General features: G+C 67.7%; 17 protein-coding genes. 13 read left to right on the top strand and 4 right to left on the bottom strand.

Going from position 1 to position 19513, the window contains the following annotated elements; all coding sequences use genetic code 11:
* Positions 1-96 precede the first annotated feature (96 nt).
* From ABIE41_RS09640 to ABIE41_RS09615, 6 genes are all read left to right on the top strand, one after another.
* On the top strand, positions 97-396 hold the full coding sequence (locus ABIE41_RS09640) for a metal-sensing transcriptional repressor (protein ID WP_192643854.1): 300 nt from the start codon (positions 97-99) through the stop codon (positions 394-396).
* A 28-nt stretch (positions 397-424) separates the two neighbouring features.
* Positions 425-1537, top strand: a complete 1113-nt coding sequence (locus tag ABIE41_RS09635) for an S-(hydroxymethyl)glutathione dehydrogenase/class III alcohol dehydrogenase (protein WP_192643855.1) — start codon at positions 425-427, stop codon at positions 1535-1537.
* Between the two features lie 167 nt (positions 1538-1704).
* Positions 1705-2544: an S-formylglutathione hydrolase gene (fghA, locus tag ABIE41_RS09630; RefSeq protein ID WP_192643856.1), complete on the top strand. Its 840-nt coding sequence runs from the start codon at positions 1705-1707 to the stop codon at positions 2542-2544.
* A 114-nt stretch (positions 2545-2658) separates the two neighbouring features.
* Positions 2659-3027 carry a YciI family protein gene (locus ABIE41_RS09625; RefSeq protein ID WP_192643857.1) on the top strand — a complete coding sequence of 123 codons (369 nt, stop codon included), beginning with the start codon at positions 2659-2661 and terminating at the stop codon, positions 3025-3027.
* Positions 3027-4274, top strand: a complete 1248-nt coding sequence (locus tag ABIE41_RS09620) for an RNA polymerase sigma factor (RefSeq protein WP_192643858.1) — start codon at positions 3027-3029, stop codon at positions 4272-4274. Before ABIE41_RS09625 ends, ABIE41_RS09620 begins: the two co-directional genes overlap by 1 nt.
* 77 nt (positions 4275-4351) lie before the next feature.
* Positions 4352-4768, top strand: a complete 417-nt coding sequence (locus tag ABIE41_RS09615) for a low affinity iron permease family protein (RefSeq protein ID WP_192643859.1) — start codon at positions 4352-4354, stop codon at positions 4766-4768.
* Between the two features lie 125 nt (positions 4769-4893).
* On the opposite strand, the gene ABIE41_RS09610 is transcribed toward ABIE41_RS09615, so the two are convergent.
* Complete coding sequence (locus ABIE41_RS09610; RefSeq protein ID WP_192643860.1) at positions 4894-5661, bottom strand: SDR family NAD(P)-dependent oxidoreductase; 768 nt, start codon at positions 5659-5661, stop codon at positions 4894-4896.
* A gap of 147 nt (positions 5662-5808) precedes the next feature.
* Between ABIE41_RS09610 and ABIE41_RS09605 the strand changes: the two genes are divergently transcribed.
* The 3 genes from ABIE41_RS09605 (at position 5809) to ABIE41_RS09595 (ending at position 9657) form a co-directional block, all read left to right on the top strand.
* Positions 5809-6846: an L-idonate 5-dehydrogenase gene (locus ABIE41_RS09605; protein WP_192643861.1), complete on the top strand. Its 1038-nt coding sequence runs from the start codon at positions 5809-5811 to the stop codon at positions 6844-6846.
* 248 nt (positions 6847-7094) lie between these two features.
* Positions 7095-8438, top strand: a complete 1344-nt coding sequence (gene glmM / locus ABIE41_RS09600; RefSeq protein WP_192643862.1) for a phosphoglucosamine mutase — start codon at positions 7095-7097, stop codon at positions 8436-8438.
* Positions 8439-8757: 319 nt separating this feature from the next.
* The gene (locus ABIE41_RS09595) at positions 8758-9657 is read left to right on the top strand and encodes an outer membrane protein (RefSeq protein WP_192643863.1); all 900 of its coding nucleotides are present in this window, start codon (positions 8758-8760) and stop codon (positions 9655-9657) included.
* A 78-nt stretch (positions 9658-9735) separates the two neighbouring features.
* On the opposite strand, the gene gpmI is transcribed toward ABIE41_RS09595, so the two are convergent.
* Positions 9736-11262: a 2,3-bisphosphoglycerate-independent phosphoglycerate mutase gene (gene gpmI, locus ABIE41_RS09590; RefSeq protein ID WP_192643864.1), complete on the bottom strand. Its 1527-nt coding sequence runs from the start codon at positions 11260-11262 to the stop codon at positions 9736-9738.
* 103 nt (positions 11263-11365) lie between these two features.
* On the opposite strand from gpmI, the gene ABIE41_RS09585 reads away from it, so the two are divergent.
* The 3 genes from ABIE41_RS09585 (at position 11366) to ABIE41_RS09575 (ending at position 13871) form a co-directional block, all read left to right on the top strand.
* On the top strand, positions 11366-12103 hold the full coding sequence (locus ABIE41_RS09585) for a haloacid dehalogenase type II (protein ID WP_192643865.1): 738 nt from the start codon (positions 11366-11368) through the stop codon (positions 12101-12103).
* A gap of 35 nt (positions 12104-12138) precedes the next feature.
* Positions 12139-12828: a glutathione S-transferase family protein gene (locus ABIE41_RS09580; protein WP_192643866.1), complete on the top strand. Its 690-nt coding sequence runs from the start codon at positions 12139-12141 to the stop codon at positions 12826-12828.
* A 263-nt stretch (positions 12829-13091) separates the two neighbouring features.
* The gene (locus tag ABIE41_RS09575; RefSeq protein ID WP_192643867.1) at positions 13092-13871 is read left to right on the top strand and encodes an outer membrane protein; all 780 of its coding nucleotides are present in this window, start codon (positions 13092-13094) and stop codon (positions 13869-13871) included.
* Between the two features lie 99 nt (positions 13872-13970).
* Here the strand turns inward: ABIE41_RS09575 and ABIE41_RS09570 are convergent, their stop codons facing one another.
* On the bottom strand, positions 13971-15482 hold the full coding sequence (locus ABIE41_RS09570) for a sensor histidine kinase (protein ID WP_192643868.1): 1512 nt from the start codon (positions 15480-15482) through the stop codon (positions 13971-13973).
* Positions 15483-15745: 263 nt separating this feature from the next.
* Here ABIE41_RS09570 and ABIE41_RS09565 point away from each other — a divergent pair, with 263 nt between their 5' ends.
* Complete coding sequence (locus tag ABIE41_RS09565; protein ID WP_192643869.1) at positions 15746-17419, top strand: formate--tetrahydrofolate ligase; 1674 nt, start codon at positions 15746-15748, stop codon at positions 17417-17419.
* Positions 17420-17508: 89 nt separating this feature from the next.
* Here the strand turns inward: ABIE41_RS09565 and ftsH are convergent, their stop codons facing one another.
* A complete protein-coding gene (gene ftsH / locus ABIE41_RS09560) occupies positions 17509-19434 on the bottom strand; it encodes an ATP-dependent zinc metalloprotease FtsH (protein WP_192644308.1) in 1926 nt (641 codons plus the stop codon).
* Between the last annotated feature and the right edge of the window lie 79 nt (positions 19435-19513).

Genomic DNA, 19513 nt, shown 5'->3' with positions numbered 1-19513 from the left:
TCCGCCTTTTCGTTGGCGCAGGCGCTCGCGTTGACGACCGCCGGCAACGCCTCTAGAAAAAGCTCGTCGATACTCCACCCCAGTATCAAGGCGCCGATGCCGCATAGCCCCGAGGAAAAGAAGCGCGCGGTGACGCGGCTCAAGCGCATCCGCGGCCAGGCCGATGCGCTGATCGCCGCCGTCGAGCGCGGCGAGCCCTGCGGCGCTCTGCTGCAGCAGCTCTCGGCCCTGCGCGGCGCCGCGACCGGGCTGATGGCGGAGGTGCTGGAAAGCCATCTGCGCGAGACGCTGATGGGCCAGGCCTGTGGAGATCACAACGCCCACGACCCTGTCCCGGCTGGCGAGCCGGCCGAGATCGGCGAGATCATGCGTGTGATCCGCCCCTATCTGAAATGACCCGAGAAACCGAGGAAGGAACCGCCCGATGAAGACCCGCGCCGCCGTCGCCTGGGAAGCCGGCAAGCCGCTCACCATCGAGACCATCGAGATCGGCGGCCCGAGGGCCGGCGAGGTCCTGGTCGAGGTCATGGCGACCGGCATCTGCCACACCGACGCCTACACGCTGTCGGGAATGGATTCGGAAGGGAAGTTTCCCGCGATCCTCGGCCATGAGGGCGCGGGCATCGTCCGCGAGGTCGGCGCCGGCGTAACCTCGCTGAAGCCCGGCGACCACGTCATCCCGCTCTACACGCCCGAATGCCGCAGCTGTAAGTCCTGCCTCTCGCGGCGGACCAATCTCTGCACCTCGATCCGCTCGACGCAGGGCCAGGGCGTGATGCCCGACGGCACGAGCCGCTTCTCCTGCGATGGCGGCGAGGTCTTCCACTACATGGGCTGCTCGACCTTCGCCAACTTTACCGTCCTGCCCGAGATCGCGCTCGCCAAGGTCCGTGAAGACGCGCCCTTCGACAAGATCTGCTACATCGGCTGCGGCGTCACCACCGGCATCGGCGCTGTGATCTACACCGCCAAGGTCTGGCCGGGCGCCAATGTCGTGGTCTTCGGGCTGGGCGGCATCGGCCTCAACGTGATCCAGGGCGCCCGCATGGTCGGCGCCGACAAGATCATCGGCGTCGACATCAACCCGGCCAAGCAGGAGATGGCGCGCAAGTTCGGCATGACCGATTTCGTCAATCCCAAGGAGGTCGGCAACGACAAGGTCGTCCAGGCCATCGTCGATCTCACCGGCGGCGGCGCCGACTTCTCCTTCGACGCCACCGGCAACGTCAACGTCATGCGCCAGGCGCTCGAGTGCTGCCACCGCGGCTGGGGCGAGTCGATCGTCATCGGCGTCGCCGAGGCCGGCAAGGAAATCGCGACGCGTCCGTTCCAGCTCGTCACCGGCCGCGTCTGGAAGGGCACGGCCTTCGGCGGCGCGCGCGGCCGCACCGACGTGCCCAAGATCGTCGACTGGTACATGGAGGGGAAGATCAACATCGACGACCTGATCACCCACAAGCTCTCGCTCGACGAGATCAACCACGGCTTCGATCTGATGCATGAGGGCAAGTCGATCCGCAGCGTGGTCGTGTACTGAGGCCATCCGTCATTCTCGGGCGAAGCGCAGCGCAGACCCGAGAATCGCGTGCCGGGAGAGGAGCCCCTCCCGGCAGAGCGCGACTGCCCCATAAAAGGCACTGGTTTCCGAGATGGTCGGGTCAAGCCCGACCATGACGGGCACGACCAGAGCATAAGGAACACCCCATGGAACTCGTCTCGTCCTCGAAGGCCTTCGGCGGCTCGCAGCGTGTCTATCGCCATGACAGCACGGCCTGCGCCTGCCCGATGACCTTCGCGATCTTCCTGCCGCCGCAGATCGAGGACGGGCCGGTTCCCCTGCTCTGGTATCTCTCGGGCCTGACCTGCACGCATCAAAACGTCATGGACAAGGGCGAGTACCGCGCCGCCGCGGCCGCCAATGGCGTCGCGATCATTTGCCCCGACACCAGCCCGCGCGGCGAGAGCGTGCCCGACGAGCCGGGCAACTGGCAGTTCGGCTCCGGCGCCGGCTTCTACCTCGATGCGACGCAGGCGCCCTACGACACCAACTACCGGATGGAGAGCTACATCCGCGACGAGCTGCCGGAGCTGGTCGCGCGGCATTTCCCGGTCGACATGACCCGCCAGGGCATCTTTGGCCACTCCATGGGCGGCCATGGCGCAATCACGCTCGCGCTGAAGAATCCCGAGCGCTATGCCTCCGTCTCCGCCTTCGCGCCGATCGCCCAGCCCTCGACCGCCGGCTGGTCGCGCCCCGCCCTCGAGAAATATCTCGGCACCGACGAGCGCGCCTGGCGTCCTTACGATGCGACGCTGCTGATCGCCGACGGGCACCGGGTGAAGGACCTGCTGGTCGACCAGGGCACCGCCGACGGCTTCCTCGACGAGGGCCTGCGGCCGCAGCTGCTCGAGGTTGCCTGCGCGGCGGCCGGCATCCCGCTCGAGCTGCAGATGCGGGAGGGCTACGACCACTCCTACAACTTCATCTCGACCTTCATGGCCCAGCACATCGCCTGGCACGCGCAGAGGCTGGCAAAGGCCTGAGAGCGAACGGCCGGCGGATTTTTTTCGACCGCCTGTCGAAACCGGCCGGGGCTGGACGTCATCATGCCAGCCGGGGGATGGTTCTCCGGCGTCAGGTGACGAGGAGTTCGCCCCATGCAGTACATGTTGATCTTCCGCGAGACGGACACCGAATTCGGCCTGCGCGACGACCCCGCCAAGGGGCCGGCCTACTGGGCCTCATGGATGGCCTATGTCGGCGCGCTGAACCAGGCCGGGATCGTGGTCAGCGGCGCAGGCCTGCAGCCGCCCCACAGCGCCACGATGGTGCGGGTGCGCAACGGCCAGCGCCAGGTACAGGACGGACCGCATCCCGACACCAAGGAGCAGCTCGGCGGCTATTTCGTCATCGACGTGCCCGACCTCGACGCCGCGCTCGACTGGGCGGCGCGCAGCCCGGCCTCGTCCTATGGCTCGACCGAGGTGCGCCCGGTGCTGCCGCCCCCGCCTCAGCCCTCCGCCTGATGACAGCGGAGGCCGGCGCCGCCGACGAGGCGCGGATGGCGGCCGATTTCGCCGCCCGCGCCTCCTATGGCCGCCTGCTCTCTCTGCTGGCCCGCGACTGGCGCGATCTGGCGGCAGCCGAGGATGCGCTTGCGGAAGCTTTCCGGCTGGCGCTCGACCGCTGGCCTTCGGACGGCGTCCCGGCCCGTCCGGAGGCCTGGCTGCTGACGACCGCGCGTCGCCAGCTGATCGACGGGCGGCGCCGCCAAACCATCCGCGCCGCGGCGGAGCCGACCCTGACCCTGTTGGCGGAGCAGGATGCGAGCGCCGACGGCGCAGCCTTTCCCGATGAGCGGCTCAAGCTGCTCTTCGTCTGTGCCCATCCGGCGATCGACGCCGCCGCCCGCGCACCGCTGATGCTGCAGACTGTGCTGGGCCTCGATGCTGCCCGCATCGCCCAGGCCTTCCTGACCTCGCCCGCGGCGCTCGGGCAGCGCCTGGTGCGTGCCAAGGCCAAGATCCGCGATGCCCGCATCGCCTTCGCCATTCCCGAACAGGCCGAGCTGCCCGGCCGGCTCGATGCCGTGCTGCAGGCGATCTACGCTGCCTATGGCAGCGGCTGGGAGGATATTGCAGGCGCCGATCCCCGGCGCCGCGGCCTCGCGGAGGAGGCGATCTGGCTGGCGCGGCTCGTCATCCAGCTCCTGCCTGGCGAGCCCGAGGCGCGGGGCCTGCTCGCGCTGATGCTGCATGGCGAGGCGAGGCGCGAGGCCCGCAGGGCGGCCGACGGCGCCTTCGTGCCCCTCGCCGAGCAGGACACCGCGCGCTGGTCTGCCGCGCTGATCAAGGAGGCGGAAGCCGAGCTGGCGCGAGCCGCCCGCCACGCGACATTGGGGCCGTTCCAGCTCGAGGCGGCAATCCAGTCCGTCCATGCCGCAAGAGCGGTGACGGGACACACCGACGCCGCAGCCCTGGCCCGGCTCTATGAGGGGCTCGCCCGGCTCGCACCGACGACCGGCGTGCTGGTCAGCCGGGCAGCGGCTTTGGCGGAGGCATCCGGCGCAGAGACCGGGCTCGCGGCCCTGGCCGAGCTGCCACCCGGCGACGTCCTGTCCTACCAGCCCTTCTGGGCCCTCAAGGCCCATCTGCTGCGCCGGTCCGGACAGGGTGAGGCCGCCCGCGAAGCCTATAAGCGCGCCATCGGCCTGAGCAGCGATCCGGCCGTACGGGACTTCCTGATGCAGGCGTCGCAGCGCCGGGCGGATTGAGCCTCGCCGAGCGGGGAACGCGCACGATCCGCCGGACGTTGAACCCTGCGATCCACAGGGGTCAGGGGGACTTCGTCATGGCATCGCGTTCCGATCCGCTCACCAACCGCACGCTCTTCACCCGCCTCTCGCAGGCGACCGCACGCTGGGCCGGCAAGCCGCAAACCTTCGCCGTCGCGGTCTCGGCCATCGTGATCTGGGGCCTGTCGGGGCCCTTCTTCGGCTTCAACGACACCTGGCAGCTGGTGATCAACACCTCCACCACCATCATCACCTTCCTGATGGTGTTCATCATCCAGAACAGCCAGAACCGCGACACGGCCGCGATGCAGATCAAGCTCGACGAGCTGCTCGCAAAGGTCGAGGGCGCCCGTCAGGAGCTGATGGATCTAGAGGAGCTCGACGAGGAGAAGATCGAGGGCATCCGCAAGGAGTTCGAGAAACGGGCGCGTGCAGCCCGCGAAGGCCGCCCGCTCGCCGAAGAAAAGGCCTGAAGCCCGCAAATTTCGCCTTGCCGTCATTGCGAGCGCAGCGAACCAATCCAGAAGGCATAGAACGCAGCGCTGGATTGCTTCGCTGCGCTCGCAATGACGGGATGTCTAACGCGCTAAGGCCGCCCTCACACCACCGCGGTCAATCCACCATCGACCATCAGCAGATGGCCGTTGACGTAGTCGGAGGCCGCCGACGACAGGAAGATCGCCGCGCCGACCAGCTCCTTCGTCTCGCCCCAGCGCCCGGCCGGCGTCCGGTTGCAGACCCAGGCGGTGAAGGCCTCGTCGGCGATCAGCGCCTTGTTGATCTCTGTGGTGAAATAGCCCGGGCCGATCGCATTGGCCTGGATGTTGTGCTTGCCGAGTTCGGCGGCGAGCCCGCGCGTCATCATCTTCACCGCGCCCTTCGAGGCCGTGTAGGGGATGATCGTCGCCCGACCGAGCTCGCTCATCACCGAGCCGATGCTGATGATCTTGCCGCGCTTGCGCGGAAGCATCCGCTTGGTCACGGCCTGGGTGACGTAGAACACCGAGTGCAGGTTCGTCGCCATCACCTCGTGCCAGCCATCGACCGGGAACTCGTGGATCGGCGCGCGCTTCTGCATGCCGGCATTGTTGATGAGGATGTCGATCGGCCCGATCTCGGCCTCGATCATGGCGACGCCCGCCTCGACGGCCGCCTGGTCGGTGACGTCGAAGGGCGCCACCGAGACCTTGCGGCCCGCCGCCGAAATCGCCTGCGCGGCGCGTTTCAGCTTGGCTCGGTCGCGTCCGTTCAGCACGACATGCGCGCCGGCTTCCGACAGCCCTTCCGCCAGCGCCAGCCCGATGCCCTGACCGGAGCCGGTGACGAGGGCGATCTTGCCCTCCAGACTGAACAGCGACAGAGACATGGCCGATCCTCGCGAGGGTGAAGCATCTGCGGCAGTTTGCGTTTGCGCCGGTGCCGCCGCTTTCGGTAAGCATCTTTCAATCGATTAGACAATCGAGCCGACACAGAATGAGGGCGGGCGTCGTCGCCCTCGCAGGGAGAAGCCGCCATGCGCGCCGTCGTCATCCATGCCGAAAAGGACCTCCGCATCGACGAGGTCGCCGTCGGCGAACCCGGTCCGCGGCAGGTCCGCGTCAAGATCGAGGCCGGCGGCATCTGCGGCTCGGACCTGCATTACTACCTGCATGGCGGCTTCGGCACGATCCGCGTGCGCGAGCCGCTGATCCTCGGCCATGAGATCGCCGGCCGGATCGAATGCGTCGGCGCCGAGGTCACCCGCGTCAAGGTGGGCGATCGCGTTGCCGTCAATCCCAGCCGCGCCTGCGGCCATTGCCGCTACTGCCAGATGGGCCAGCAGCAGCACTGCACGGACATGCTGTTCTATGGCAGCGCCATGCGCTTCCCCCATGTCCAGGGCGGCTTCCGCGAGATGCTCGTCATCGAGGAACGCCAGGCGGTGAAGGTCGCCGACCATGTCAGCGCGGCCGAGGCCGCCTTCGCCGAGCCGCTCGCGGTCTGCCTCCACGCCGTCAAGCGGGCCGGCCCGCTGCTCGGCAAGCGCGTCCTCGTCACCGGCTCGGGGCCGATCGGGATCCTCACCATCATCGCCGCCAAGGCCGCCGGCGCGGCCGAGATCGTCGCCACCGACGTGGTCGACGGGCCCCTGCCGACAGCACTGAAGATGGGCGCCAGCCGCGCCATCAACGTCATGGCCGAGCCGGAGCGGCTCAAGGCCGAATACGGCGCCGAGAAGGGCGCCTTCGACGTCATGTTCGAGGCCTCGGGCAACCAGCATGCGCTGACCGGCGCCTTCGACGTGGTGCGCTCCGGCGGTGTGATCGTGCAGATCGGCGTCGGCGGCAATTTCACTCTGCCGATGAACGTCGTCGTCGCCAAGGAATTCGACCTGCGCGGCTCCTTCCGCTTCCATGAGGAGTTCGACTGGGCGGTGGCGATGATCGGCTCGAAGACGATCGACCTCTCGCCGCTCCTGACCGCGACGATCCCGGTCGAGCGCGCGATCGAGGCCTTCGACCTCGCCGCCGACAAGTCGAAGGCGATGAAGGTCCAGCTCGCCTTCGGGTGAGGTGAGGGATTTCATTCGCGCGGTCATCCCGGGCGACCGTAGGTAGACCCGGGATCCATGCCTGAGCCGTTCCGGAATGGGTCCCGGGTCTGCGCTCCGCTCCGCCCGGGAGGACGGCGCGTTTGGGGTAAGGCACTCAAGTCGGTGCCGCCCATCTACGATCCGTCACAAAACGTGAGAAGGCGGAAACCAATTCCCGCTATAGAACGCAGCCGAGCGGGCTCCTCGCCCGGTTGGACGGACACGACATGACACGCAAATACTTCGGGACCGACGGCATTCGCGGGCGCGCCAATGGCGTGATCACGCCGGACCTCGCTCTCAAGGTCGGCCAGGCGACGGGTCTCGCCTTCCAGCGCGGCTCCCATCGCCACCGCGTCGTGATCGGCAAGGACACGCGCCTCTCCGGCTACATGATCGAATACGCCATGGTCGCCGGCTTCACCTCGGTCGGCATGGACGTGATGCTGCTCGGCCCGATGCCGACGCCGGCGGTCGCGATGCTGACGCGCTCGATGCGCGCCGATCTCGGCGTGATGATCTCCGCCTCGCACAACCCCTATGAGGACAACGGCATCAAGCTGTTCGGCCCCGACGGCTACAAGCTCAGCGACGAGGTCGAGGCCGAGATCTCCAAGCTGATCGATTCCGATCTCGCCCCGCGCCTGTCGAACGCGCCGGCGCTGGGCCGCGCCAAGCGCATCGAGAGCGCCCATGCCCGCTATATCGAGTTCGCCAAGCGCACCCTGCCGCGCAATATGAGCCTCGAGGGGATGCGCATCGTCATCGATTGCGCCAATGGGGCCGGCTACAAGGTCGCGCCCGAGGCTCTGTGGGAACTCGGTGCCGAGGTCATCGCCATCGGCATCGAACCCGATGGCTTCAACATCAACAAGGATGTCGGCTCGACGGCGCCTGACGCGCTGATCGCCAAGGTGCGCGAATTGCGCGCCGATATCGGCATCGCGCTCGACGGTGACGCCGACCGTGTGCTGATCGTCGACGAACTCGGGCAGGTCGTCGATGGCGACCAGCTCATGGCCGTCATTGCCCGCACCTGGCAGGAGGATGGCCGCCTGACGCAGCCTGGCGTGGTCGCCACCGTCATGTCCAATCTCGGCCTGGAGCGCTATCTGGCGGGACTGGGCCTCAGCCTCGCCCGCACCGCGGTGGGCGACCGCTATGTGCTCGAGCACATGCGCAGCCAGGGCTTCAATCTCGGCGGCGAACAGTCCGGCCACATCATCCTCTCGGATTTCGGAACGACAGGCGACGGTCTGGTCGCGGCGCTGCAACTGCTGGCCGCCGTCAAGCGGCAGGACAAGCCGGTCTCAGAGGTCTGCCACGCTTTCGAGCCGCTGCCGCAGATCCTCAAGAATGTCCGCTACAAGCAGGGCCAGCCTCTCAAGGAGAAGCCCGTCGTCAGCGCCATCGAGGCCGCCCGCCAGATGCTTGGCGAAAGCGGACGCCTGGTCATCCGCCCCTCGGGCACCGAGCCGGTGATCCGCGTGATGGCGGAAGGTGACGACCGCGACCTCGTGATGCGCGCCGTCGACGACATCGTCGAGGCCGTGACCAAGGCGGCGGCGTAGCTAGCGTCAGCCCGCCGGGCTCTGCCCTCCCCGTCATCCCGGCCGAGCGGCACAGCCGCGCCGCCGGGATCATCCAGCGGCTAACCGCTGCCTGCTCGGTCGCTGGACGAAGCGTCGCTTCGAGCCGGCATGGCGGCGCTCGGACCGACAGCCCCTCTGCGCCAATTAACCTCCCGGCAAGTATTCGGGCCGGCTTCAGACTTTTTTCAGGTTAATTCCTAAGGTTAAGTCTCATTTAAGGAATTGCCGGCATCGTTCCCTCGTCGGTAACACGCGCGGCCTGCGTAACGGGTGCCGCGCAAACGCGAGGGACACTGCCATGGGCAGCCTGAAAACTATTGCGCTGACAAGCGCCTTGGCGCTCGGGGCGTCCGCCGCCGCCGCCGCCGATCTCGCCTATCCCGCTCCGCCGCCTCCCGAGCCGCTCGGCCTCAAGGGCACGATCAGCAGCGGCTTCTACCTGCGCGGCGACATCGGTGTCGGCTCGCAGTCCTTCGACGAGCTCGATGTGAAGCTGAACAACGGCCCCGTGCTCGCCACGGCCGGCGTGACCTCCTTCTCGACCGTCAAGCAGGATCGCGGGTTCGCCGCCTTCGCCGGCGTCGGCATCGGCTATCAGTTCAACAGCTATCTGCGGTTCGACCTGACCGGCGAATACCGCGGCGGCTCGTTCAACGGCCGCGACCAGCTCTCGTACAATTTCGGCATCCCGACCAACCAGACCAATGTCTACCGGGCCGATGTCGCGACCTTCGTGGCGCTCGCCAACGCCTATATCGATCTCGGCACCTGGAACTGCCTGACGCCTTATCTCGGCGTCGGCATTGGTATGGCCAACCACACCGTCAGCGGCCTGACCGACAACGGCGTCAACCAGGCCGTGGGCGCTGCCTTCGCCAACGCCTCCTATGCCTATGGCGACTCGGCCAGCAAGACCAACCTCGCCTGGGCGCTGATGGCCGGCGTCTCCTACGACGTCACCTCGAACCTGAAGCTCGACATCGGCTATCGCTACCTGAACATGGGTGACGGCCCGACGGTCGGCCTGCGCGGCGCCAACGGCCTGCTCGCCAATCCGAGCTCCTCGGTGCGCTTCAAGGGCATCGACAGCCACGACGTCCGCATCGGCATGCGCTGGAACTTCAGCGACCCGAGCTGCTGCGGCCCGGTCGAGAAGCCGATCGCCTACGCGCCGGCGCCGACCGTCCGCAAATACTGAGGGCAGCCCCCTTCCCGATCGCAACGGCGCGGACCCTGGTCCGCGCCGTTCGCGTTTCAGGAGCGTCGCGCGCGGTGTTCAGCGCAGCAGCGAGCCGCCGGTCATCTCGGCCGGCTGCGGCACGCCGAGCAGCGCCAGCAGCGTCGGCGCGATATCGGCAAGGCGGCCATCCGCGAGCGCCGCGGCGCCGCTGCCAATCACCATCACCGGGACGGGGAAGGTCGTATGCGCCGTATGCGGCGCGCCCGTCACGGGATCGACCATCAGCTCGCAATTGCCGTGGTCGGCGGTGACCAGAAGTGCCCCTCCCGCCTTGGCGACAGCCTCGGCGATGCGGCCCAGCCCGGTATCCACGGTCTCGACCGCCTTGATCGCGGCGCTGAGCACGCCGGTATGGCCGACCATGTCGGGATTGGCGAAGTTGAGCACGACGAGGTCGTAACGGCCGGACGCGATCGCCTCGACCGCGCGCTCCGTCAGCTCCGGCGCCGACATCTCCGGCTGCAGGTCATAGGTCGCGACCTTGGGCGAGGGCACCATGACGCGGTCCTCGCGCGGATAGGGCGTCTCCTCGCCGCCGTTGAAGAAATAGGTGACGTGCGGGTACTTCTCCGTCTCCGCCATGTGGAGCTGTGCGAGCCCCGCCTTCGCCACCGTCTCGCCGAGGCCATTGGCCAGCGTCTGCGGCGCGAATAGCGCCGGCATGACCCCATCGAGCTCGGCGCTGTAGGAGGTCATGCTGACGGCCTTCGCCAGCACCGGCCGCCGCGGCCGGGCAAAGCCCGCAAACTGCGGGAACAGCACGGCGTCGAGGATTTCGCGGATCCGGTCCGAGCGGAAGTTGAAGCTCAGCAACCCGTCGCCGTCCTCCATGCCGGCATAGCTGCCGATCACGCAGGCCGGGAGGAACTCGTCGTTGACGCCCCGCGCATAGGCGGCCTCGATCGCGGCGGCGGTGTCGGCGAACTCCGGGCCCTCGCCGAGCACCATCGCCCGCCATGCGGTCTCGACGCGCTCCCAGCGGTTGTCGCGATCCATGGCGTAGTAGCGCCCTGTCAGGCTCGCGATCACCGCCTGCGGCGGCAGCGCGGCCACGAAGTCGCGGACATAACCGGCGGCCGAACGCGGCGGCGTATCGCGCCCATCGGTGAAGATGTGAACCCGCACCGGGATGCCCTGCTCGACGAGCAGATGCGCCAGCGCCACCGCATGGTCCTGATGGGCATGGACGCCGCCGGGCGAGACGAGCCCGAGGAGATGGCAGGCGCCGCCGCTGGACTTCAGCGCGTCGACCAGCCCGCTGGCCGCCAGGGCCTGCCCGAGCGAGCCATCCTCGATCGCCTGATTGATCCGCGGCAGATCCTGCATCACGACGCGGCCGGCCCCGAGATTGAGGTGGCCGACCTCGGAATTGCCCATCTGCCCGGGCGGCAGGCCGACATCGAGCCCCGAGGTCTTCAGGAAGGCATGGGGCGAGGCTGCCCAGAGCCGGTCGAAATGCGGCGTATGCGCCAGGCGCACCGCGTTGTTCTCGGCCTCCTCGCGCCAGCCCCAGCCATCGAGGATCATCAGCATGACGGGGCGCTTGGCAGAGGCGGCAGACATGACGACCTGTGAGAAACTGTGAAGACCGCTGTGCGGATACCATGCGCCGCAGCGCCATTGCGAGTGCTAAGAAGATGCGGGGATGTGAGCGGGAGGAACGGGCATGATGATCGAGGCTGTCGTCTTCGACGCCTATGGCACGCTCTTCGACGTCCAGTCGGTCGCGGCTGCGACCGAGGCCGCCTTCCCTGGCCATGGCACGGTCATCACCCAGCTCTGGCGGCTGAAGCAGCTCGAATACACCTGGCTGCGCAGCCTGATGGGTCAGTACGCCGATTTCTGGACGGTGACACAGGATTCGCTGGCTTACACCGTCGAGACGCTCGGCCTCTCCGCGACGCCCGAACGCCTCGCCGAGCTATCCGCGGCCTATGATGCGCTGGCGCTCTATCCGGAGGCGCGCGAGGCGCTTGAGGCGCTGTCTCCGCTGCGGCTGGCGATCTTCTCGAACGGCAGCCCCGCCATGCTGGCCCGTCTCGTGGCGCAGTCAGGGATCGGCGCGCTGCTGGAGACCGTGATCAGCGTCGACGAGATCGGCGCCTACAAGCCCGATCCCCGCGGCTACGCTCATGTCGAGGCCAGGCTTGGCCTGTCGCGCGAGCAGATCCTGTTCGTCTCCTCCAACGGCTTCGACATCGCCGGCGCGAAGGCGCATGGCTTTCGCGTCGCGCGGATCGCCCGCCTGCCCGATGAGGCGCTGCGCGGCGATCTCGCGGCCGCCACAACGATCGACCCGACGCTGATGTTCAAGGCGTTGCGAATGCGCCCCGAACGGCTTGGCTTCGAGGCCGACGTCACCATCGCGCGCCTGACCGACCTGCCGGCGCATCTGGGCGTCTGACAGCTCTTGACCACCACCCGAAGCCGGAGACCCCGATGATCAAGCTCTACTACCACCCCTCGCCCAACCCGGCGAAGATCGCGCTCTTCCTCGAGGAGGCCGGGCTTCCCTACGAGATGGTGCCGGTCGACACCCGCAAGGGCGACCAGTTCAAGCCGGACTTCCTCGCCATCAACCCCAACGCCAAGACGCCAGCGCTGACCGACGGCGACGTCACCGTCTTCGACAGCAACGCGATCCTGCTCTATCTCGCCGAGAAGACCGGGCAGTTCCTGCCCGAGGACACGCCGAAGGCCCGCGGCGAGATGCTGTCCTGGCTGATGTTCGTCGCCACCGGCATCGGCCCCTATTGCGGCCAGGCCGTTCATTTCAGCCGCTTCGCACCCGAGAAGATCCCCTATGCGATCAACCGCTACGCCCGCGAGGCCGAGCGGCACTGGGGCATCATCGACGCGCAGCTCGGCAAAGGCCGCTACATGCTGGGCGAGCGCTATACCCTGATCGACATGTCGGTCTGGGGCTGGGCAACGCGGCTCGGCTTCGCTGTCGGCGATCACTGGGCTGACCTGTTCCCACATGTGAAGCGCCATCTCGACGAAATCTCGGCGCGGCCCGCCGCCCAGCGCGCCATCGCGCTGAAGGACGCCTTCGCCTTCAAGACGGACTTCGACGACGAGGCTCGCAAGATTTTGTTCCCGCAGAACGCGTTTCTCGGGCGCGCGTGACCCGTCGGCCACAATGCTGCGGAAGCTGAAACGATGAATAAAGGGCGTCAGGCCGCAACATATATTGCACCAGCCTGATCATTGCAGCAGCCTCAACAAAAATGCCGCGGTCACAGCGATGTGATCGCGGTTTTTATCCTGTTCGGACGATTGGTCGATTGTGTGTCTTTGCTGGCATAGCCCCCGTTGGATCCGGCAGGCACGGTCTGCTCCTTGACGATCCTTCGCCTGAAAGGCGACCGACTGACCGGGAGTGCTGCACCATGACCAAGACCATCCTGTCCGCATTGGCACTGGTTGCCCTGAGCGGCACGGCCTTCGCGGCCGACCTGCCGTCGCGCAAGGGCGCCGTCTACGCACCTGTGGCGCCGGTCTTCACCTGGACCGGCTTCTATGCCGGTGTGAACGCGGGCGCCGTCTTCACGGACAACAAGATCAGCACGTCGGGCACCGCCCCGTTCACGATCGGCAACGTGCTCGCCGAGCGCCGGCCGTCCTCGCTCTCCAATGACGAGACCGGCTTCATCGGCGGTGCGCAGATCGGCTACAACTACCAGATCGGCAGCTTCGTGATCGGCGCCGAGACGGACATCCAGTACACCGACATCTCCTCGCGCACCTCGCGGGTCGGCACCAGCAACGCCAACTCGACCTTCACGCAGGAACTCGACAATCTCGGGACGGTGCGCCTGCGCGCCGGCTATGCCTTCGACCGCGTCCTGGTCTACGCCACCGGCGGTCTGGCTTATGGCGACGTGTCGAACCGCGCGACGTTCTTCAACGCCGCGATCCCCGGCCAGGTCGACTATGTCGGCAGCAAGAGCGACATCAAGGTCGGCTACACCGTCGGTGGCGGCGTCGAATACGCCTTCACCAACAATCTCTCGCTGAAGGCCGAGTATCTCTACTACGACCTCGGCAAGCAGAATGTCGCGGTCAACCAGGTCAACTTCGCCCTGGCACCCGGATCCTACGTCTCCCGCATGGAGAATACCGGCCACATCGTCCGCGCCGGCCTGAACTATCGCTTCAGCACCTTCTGAGCGGACGCAAGCCGACACTGTCGAAGCCTCGGGCCTCCGCGCAAGCGGGGGCCTTTTTCGTCGGGGGCCGGTCCGAAGGAGCGGCGCGGCGGAACAGTCTCAGCCGCGCCCGGCCTCCTCGCCATCGCCGTCCTTCAGCGCGTCGAGCGGCGCGTCCAGCGTGAAGACGAGGCCGCCCGGCAGATAGGCGCTCTCCGCGCGCCCGCGCGGTGACGGAAAGGTCCGCTCGATCAGGCGCGAGCCGAAGCCCCGCCGCGATGGCGGCTTCACCGGCGGGCCCCCGCTCTCCTGCCAGCGCAGCCGGAACTGCGGCGCACCATCGATCTCATCGACCCGCCAGGACAGCGAGACGATGCCGGCCGGGCTGGATAGCGAGCCGTATTTCACCGCATTGGTCGCGAGTTCGTGCAGCACGAGCGTCAGCGCCAGCGCCGCGCGCGGACCCAGGACGACCTCAGGCCCGCCGATCCTGAACCGTGCCGGATCGCCCTGGATACCCATGATGCTGGCCGCGATGTCGGCCATGGCGGCATGGGCCCGGACACCGCCCACCAGCAGGTCATGCGCCCGGGCCAGTGCGCCCAGCCGCGCGGTGAAGGTCTCGTTGGCCGCCTCCAGCGAGGTCGCGCCGCGCAGCGTCTGCGAGGCGATGGCCTGGATCATGGCGAGCGTGTTCTTCACGCGATGCGCCAGCTCCTGCATCAGCAGGCGCAGCTGCGCCTCCGCCTCCTTGCGCTCGGTGATGTCGATATGCGCACCGATCAGCCTCTGCGGCCGCCCCTCGCCGTCGCGCTCGATCTGCGCCACCGCCGAAATCCAGCGCACCGCCCCGTCGGAGGGCCGGATGATGCGGTACTCCATCTGGTAGTCGAGCGCCTTGCCCGCCACGGTCTCGCGGAAATGGCTTTCCACCATCGCTCGTTCCTGCGGATGGATGCGGCGCACCCAATCCTCATGGCTTTCATTGACTGCCTCGGGCGGCAGCCCGTGAACCAGGAGATATTCAGGCGAGCGCGTGTTGCGGAATCCCTCGCGGAGATCGACCTCGAGCCCGCCGACCTTGCCGATCTTCTGGACCTGGGCGAGTTCCTGCTCACGCCGGCGCAGCGCCTGCTCGGCGGCGTCGCGCTCGCGCTGCGCATGGATGAGCTCGGTGGTCTCGATGACGACGGCCAGCACGCCGAGCCCGCTGCCCTCATCGTCGAGGATCGGGCTGTAGTCGACATTCAGCCAGACATCCTCGGCCACCCCGTTGCGGTGGAGCACCAGCGGCAGATCCCGGAAGGACAGGGGCCGCCCGCTCGCGAAGACGGTCTCCATCACCTCGTCATGCAAGGCCCTGACCTCGGGCCAGGCCTCGTGCAGCTCTTGCCCGAGGATGCCGGGATGCTTGGCGCCGGCGATGACGGCATAGGCGTCGTTGTAGAACAGGAGCCCCTTGGGCCCCCAGAACATCACCATCGGTGTCGGGGTCGCCAGGACCAGCTGCAGGGACGAGCGCAGCCGTTCCGGCCAGGTCGCGAGCGGCCCGAGCGCAGTCTCGCGCCCATCCCAGCCCCGCAGCATCGCGCCAACCTCGCCGCCGCCGACAGGCCAGGATCGCTCCGTCATCCATCCACCCCCAGCCGAGCAACGCACCCGCAACCCTGGCGCCCCCCTGGCTTTGATGCCAGCCCCGCGAGGTTGCCGCAACTGCGCCGGTCCGCCGGCAGCACTATCAGGACAGACTGCGTCCCCCTACGTCAAATGACATGGGCCGGGGGCAGGTCCGGCATCCCTGAAAGCAGTGGCAGAGCACGAGGTTTCGCGGCAGTGTCGCCCGCAACGATTCCGGCCGGACGCACCGGCCCTGCAAAGCCTGAAGAGGGGCGGGAATGCCGACTGACATCGAGATCGCCCGCGCGGCGAAGCTTCGTCCGATCGCCGACATCGCCGGGCGTGCCGGCATTCCCGTCGATGCTCTCGACCCCCATGGCAAGTTCATCGCGAAGGTCGACACCGGCGCGATCCCCGATTTCGCGACGCGGCCGGACGGCAAGCTGATCCTCGTCACCGCCATCAACCCGACCCCCGCCGGCGAGGGCAAGACGACGACGACGGTGGGCCTCGGCGACGGCCTGAGCCGCATCGGCAAGAGCTGCATGATCGCGCTGCGCGAGCCCTCGCTAGGGCCCTGCTTCGGCGTCAAGGGCGGCGCGGCCGGCGGCGGCCATGCCCAGATCGTGCCGATGGAGCAGATCAACCTGCACTTCACCGGCGATTTCCACGCCATCACCAGCGCGCACAACCTGCTCGCCGCTTTGATCGACAACCATGTCTACTGGGGCAACGCGCTCGGCCTCGACACCCGCCACATCGCCTGGCGCCGCGTCATGGACATGAACGACCGGGCCCTGCGCCAGACCGTCTCCTCGCTCGGCGGCGCCAGCAACGGCTTCCCCCGCGAGGATGGCTTCGACATCACCGTCGCCTCCGAGATCATGGCGATCTTCTGCCTCGCCACCGATCTCGACGATCTCGAAGCCAGGCTCGGCCGCATCGTCGTCGGCCGCACTCGCGACAAGCGACCCGTCACCGCCGCCGACCTCAAGGCGACCGGCGCCATGAGCGTTCTTCTCAAGGACGCGCTGATGCCGAACCTGGTGCAGACGCTGGAGGGCACGCCTGCCTTCGTCCATGGCGGCCCCTTCGCCAACATTGCCCATGGCTGCAACTCGGCCATCGCCACGCGCGCCGCGCTGAAGCTCGCCGATTACACGGTCACCGAGGCCGGCTTTGGCGCCGATCTCGGCGCCGAGAAGTTCTTCGACATCAAATGCCGCAAGACCGGGCTGAAGCCCGCCGCAGCCGTGATCGTCGCGACCGTCCGCGCGCTGAAGATGCATGGTGGCGCGTCGAAGGAGGTGCTCGGCAGCGAGGATCTCGGCGCGCTCCAGGCCGGGCTCGCCAATCTCGCCCGCCATGTCGGCAACATCCGGAAGTTCGGCGTGCCGCCGATCGTCGCGATCAACCATTTCGTCAGCGACACGGAGGCCGAGCACGCGCTGATCGCGAACTACTGCCGCAACCATCTCGGTGTCGAGGCGGTGATCTGCCGGCACTGGGCGCAGGGCGGCGCCGGTACCGAGGAGCTGGCGCACAAGGTCGTCGCGCTGGCCGAGAGCGGCGAGGCCGATTTCGCCCCGCTCTACCCCGACGAGATGCCGCTTTGGGAGAAGCTCGAGACCGTGGCGCGGGAGATCTATGGCGCGCAGGGCATCTCGGGCGATGCGAAGGTGCGCGCCCGTTTCGCCGAGCTGGAGGCGGATGGCCACGGCCACCTGCCCGTCTGCGTCGCCAAGACCCAATACTCCTTCTCCGCCGACCCGACGCTGCGCGGCGCGCCCTCAGGGCATGTCGTCCCGGTCCGCGAGGTCAGGCTCTCGGCCGGCGCCGGCTTCGTCGTGGCGATCTGCGGGGACATTATGACCATGCCCGGCCTGCCGCGCGTGCCGGCAGCAGAGCGCATCCATATCGATGCACAGGGCCGCATCGAGGGGCTGTTCTGAGGCCAAGGCCGGCCGCGCCGGCCAGCACATCCCCGCAACGAAAAAGGGCGCCGCGAGGCGCCCTTTCTGTTGGTGACTGCAGAAGCCGGTCAGACCTGCGGCTGCGGCTCCAGCCCGGCATCGGGCTCGCCGCGCTTGCGGCCCTTGCCCGCGCTCGGCACGGCCGAGCCGCGCGGCGTCGAGGGCGTGTCGTCGATGTCGCGCGTGGGGCGCTTGCCGGCGATCAGGTCGCGGATCTCCTCGCCGGTCAGCGTCTCGAACTCCAGCAGCGCCTCGGCCACCGCCACGAACTGCTCGTGATGGTCGGTGAGGATCTTCTTGGCGTCCTGATAGCCGGTGTCGACCAGCTTCTTCACCTCGGCGTCGATCTTCTGGGCGGTCGATTCCGAGATGTTCTGGCTGCGGCCCATCGACATGCCCAGGAAGACCTCTTCCTGGTTGTCGCCATAGGCGACCATTCCGAGCTCGTCCGAATAGCCCATCTGGGTGACCATGGCCTTGGCCATCTTGGTCGCCTGCTGGATGTCGCCCGTGGCGCCCGAGGTCACGTTCTCGCGGCCGAAGGTCATCTCTTCCGCCACGCGCCCGCCCATGGCGACCGCGAGCTGGGAGGTGAACTCCTTGAACTTCATCGAGTAGCGGTCGCCTTCCGGAAGGAACTTCACCATGCCCAGAGCGCGGCCGCGCGGGATGATCGTGGCCTTGTGGACCGGGATGCCGGCCGGGACATAGAGCCCGACGATGGCGTGGCCGGCCTCGTGATAGGCGGTGAGCTTCTTTTCCTCCTCGGACATGGCCATGGACTTGCGCTCGGCGCCCATCATGACCTTGTCCTTGGCGTCCTCGAACTCGGCATGGGTGACCATGCGCTTGCCGCGACGGGCCGCCAGCAGCGCCGCCTCGTTGACGAGGTTCATCAGGTCGGCGCCCGAGAAACCGGGGGTGCCACGGGCCAGGATGCGCAGATCGACATCCGGAGCCATCGGCACCTTGCGGACATGGACGCGCAGGATCTTCTCGCGGCCGGCGACATCGGGGTTCGGCACGACGATCTGGCGGTCGAAGCGGCCTGGGCGCAGCAGCGCGGGGTCGAGCACGTCGGGCCGGTTGGTGGCCGCGATGATGATGACGCCCTCGTTCGGCTCGAAGCCGTCCATCTCGACCAGCAGCTGGTTCAGCGTCTGCTCGCGCTCGTCGTTGCCGCCACCGAGGCCGGCACCGCGATGGCGGCCGACTGCGTCGATTTCGTCGATGAAGATGATGCAGGGCGAGTTCTTCTTGGCCTGCTCGAACATGTCGCGGACGCGGCTGGCGCCGACGCCGACGAACATCTCGACGAAGTCCGAACCCGAGATCGTGAAGAACGGCACATTGGCTTCACCCGCGACGGCACGCGCCGTCAGCGTCTTGCCGGTACCGGGAGGGCCGACCAGCAGCACGCCGCGCGGGATGCGCCCGCCCAGCCGCTGGAACTTCTGCGGATCGCGCAGGAACTCGACGATCTCGGTCAGGTCTTCCTTGGCCTCGTCGATGCCGGCGACGTCCTCGAAGGTGACGCGGCCATGGGCTTCGGTCAGGAGCTTGGCCTTCGACTTGCCGAAGCCCATCGCCCTACCGGCGCCGTTCTGCATCTGGCGGGACATGAAGATCCACAGGCCGATGAAGATGACGAAGGGCAGCGAGTTGACCAGCAGCGCCATGAACCAGGGCGTACCCTCGGACGGCGCGCGGGCCGAGACCTGCACGCCCTTCTGGGCCAGCGTCTTGAGCAGCGCCGGGTCGCCATAAGGCGCGTAGGTCACGAAGCTGCGCCCGTCGGAGAAGGTGCCGGAAATCTCCTGCCCGGCCACGACGACGTTGCTGATGCGCCCGGCCTCCGACTCGTTGATGAGCTGGCTGTAGGGGATCTCGTTGACGTTGGCGCGCTGGCTCGGGCTCTGGAACAGCGTCACGAGCGCCAGAACCAGCAGGAAGATCACCACCCAAAGGGCGAAATTTCGGAAGTTCGGATTCATCATCTGTCCGATCAGGCCTGCCGGACCAACCGGAAGAGGCCGAGAGTTTGCCAGTCTAATCTAGGTGCGACCACGCCCC

It is taken from the genome of Bosea sp. OAE506, assembly GCF_040546595.1.
GTDB lineage: Bacteria > Pseudomonadota > Alphaproteobacteria > Rhizobiales > Beijerinckiaceae > Allobosea.
Note: the sequence above shows the minus strand (reverse complement) of the source record. Positions and strands in the feature narration are given on the sequence as shown.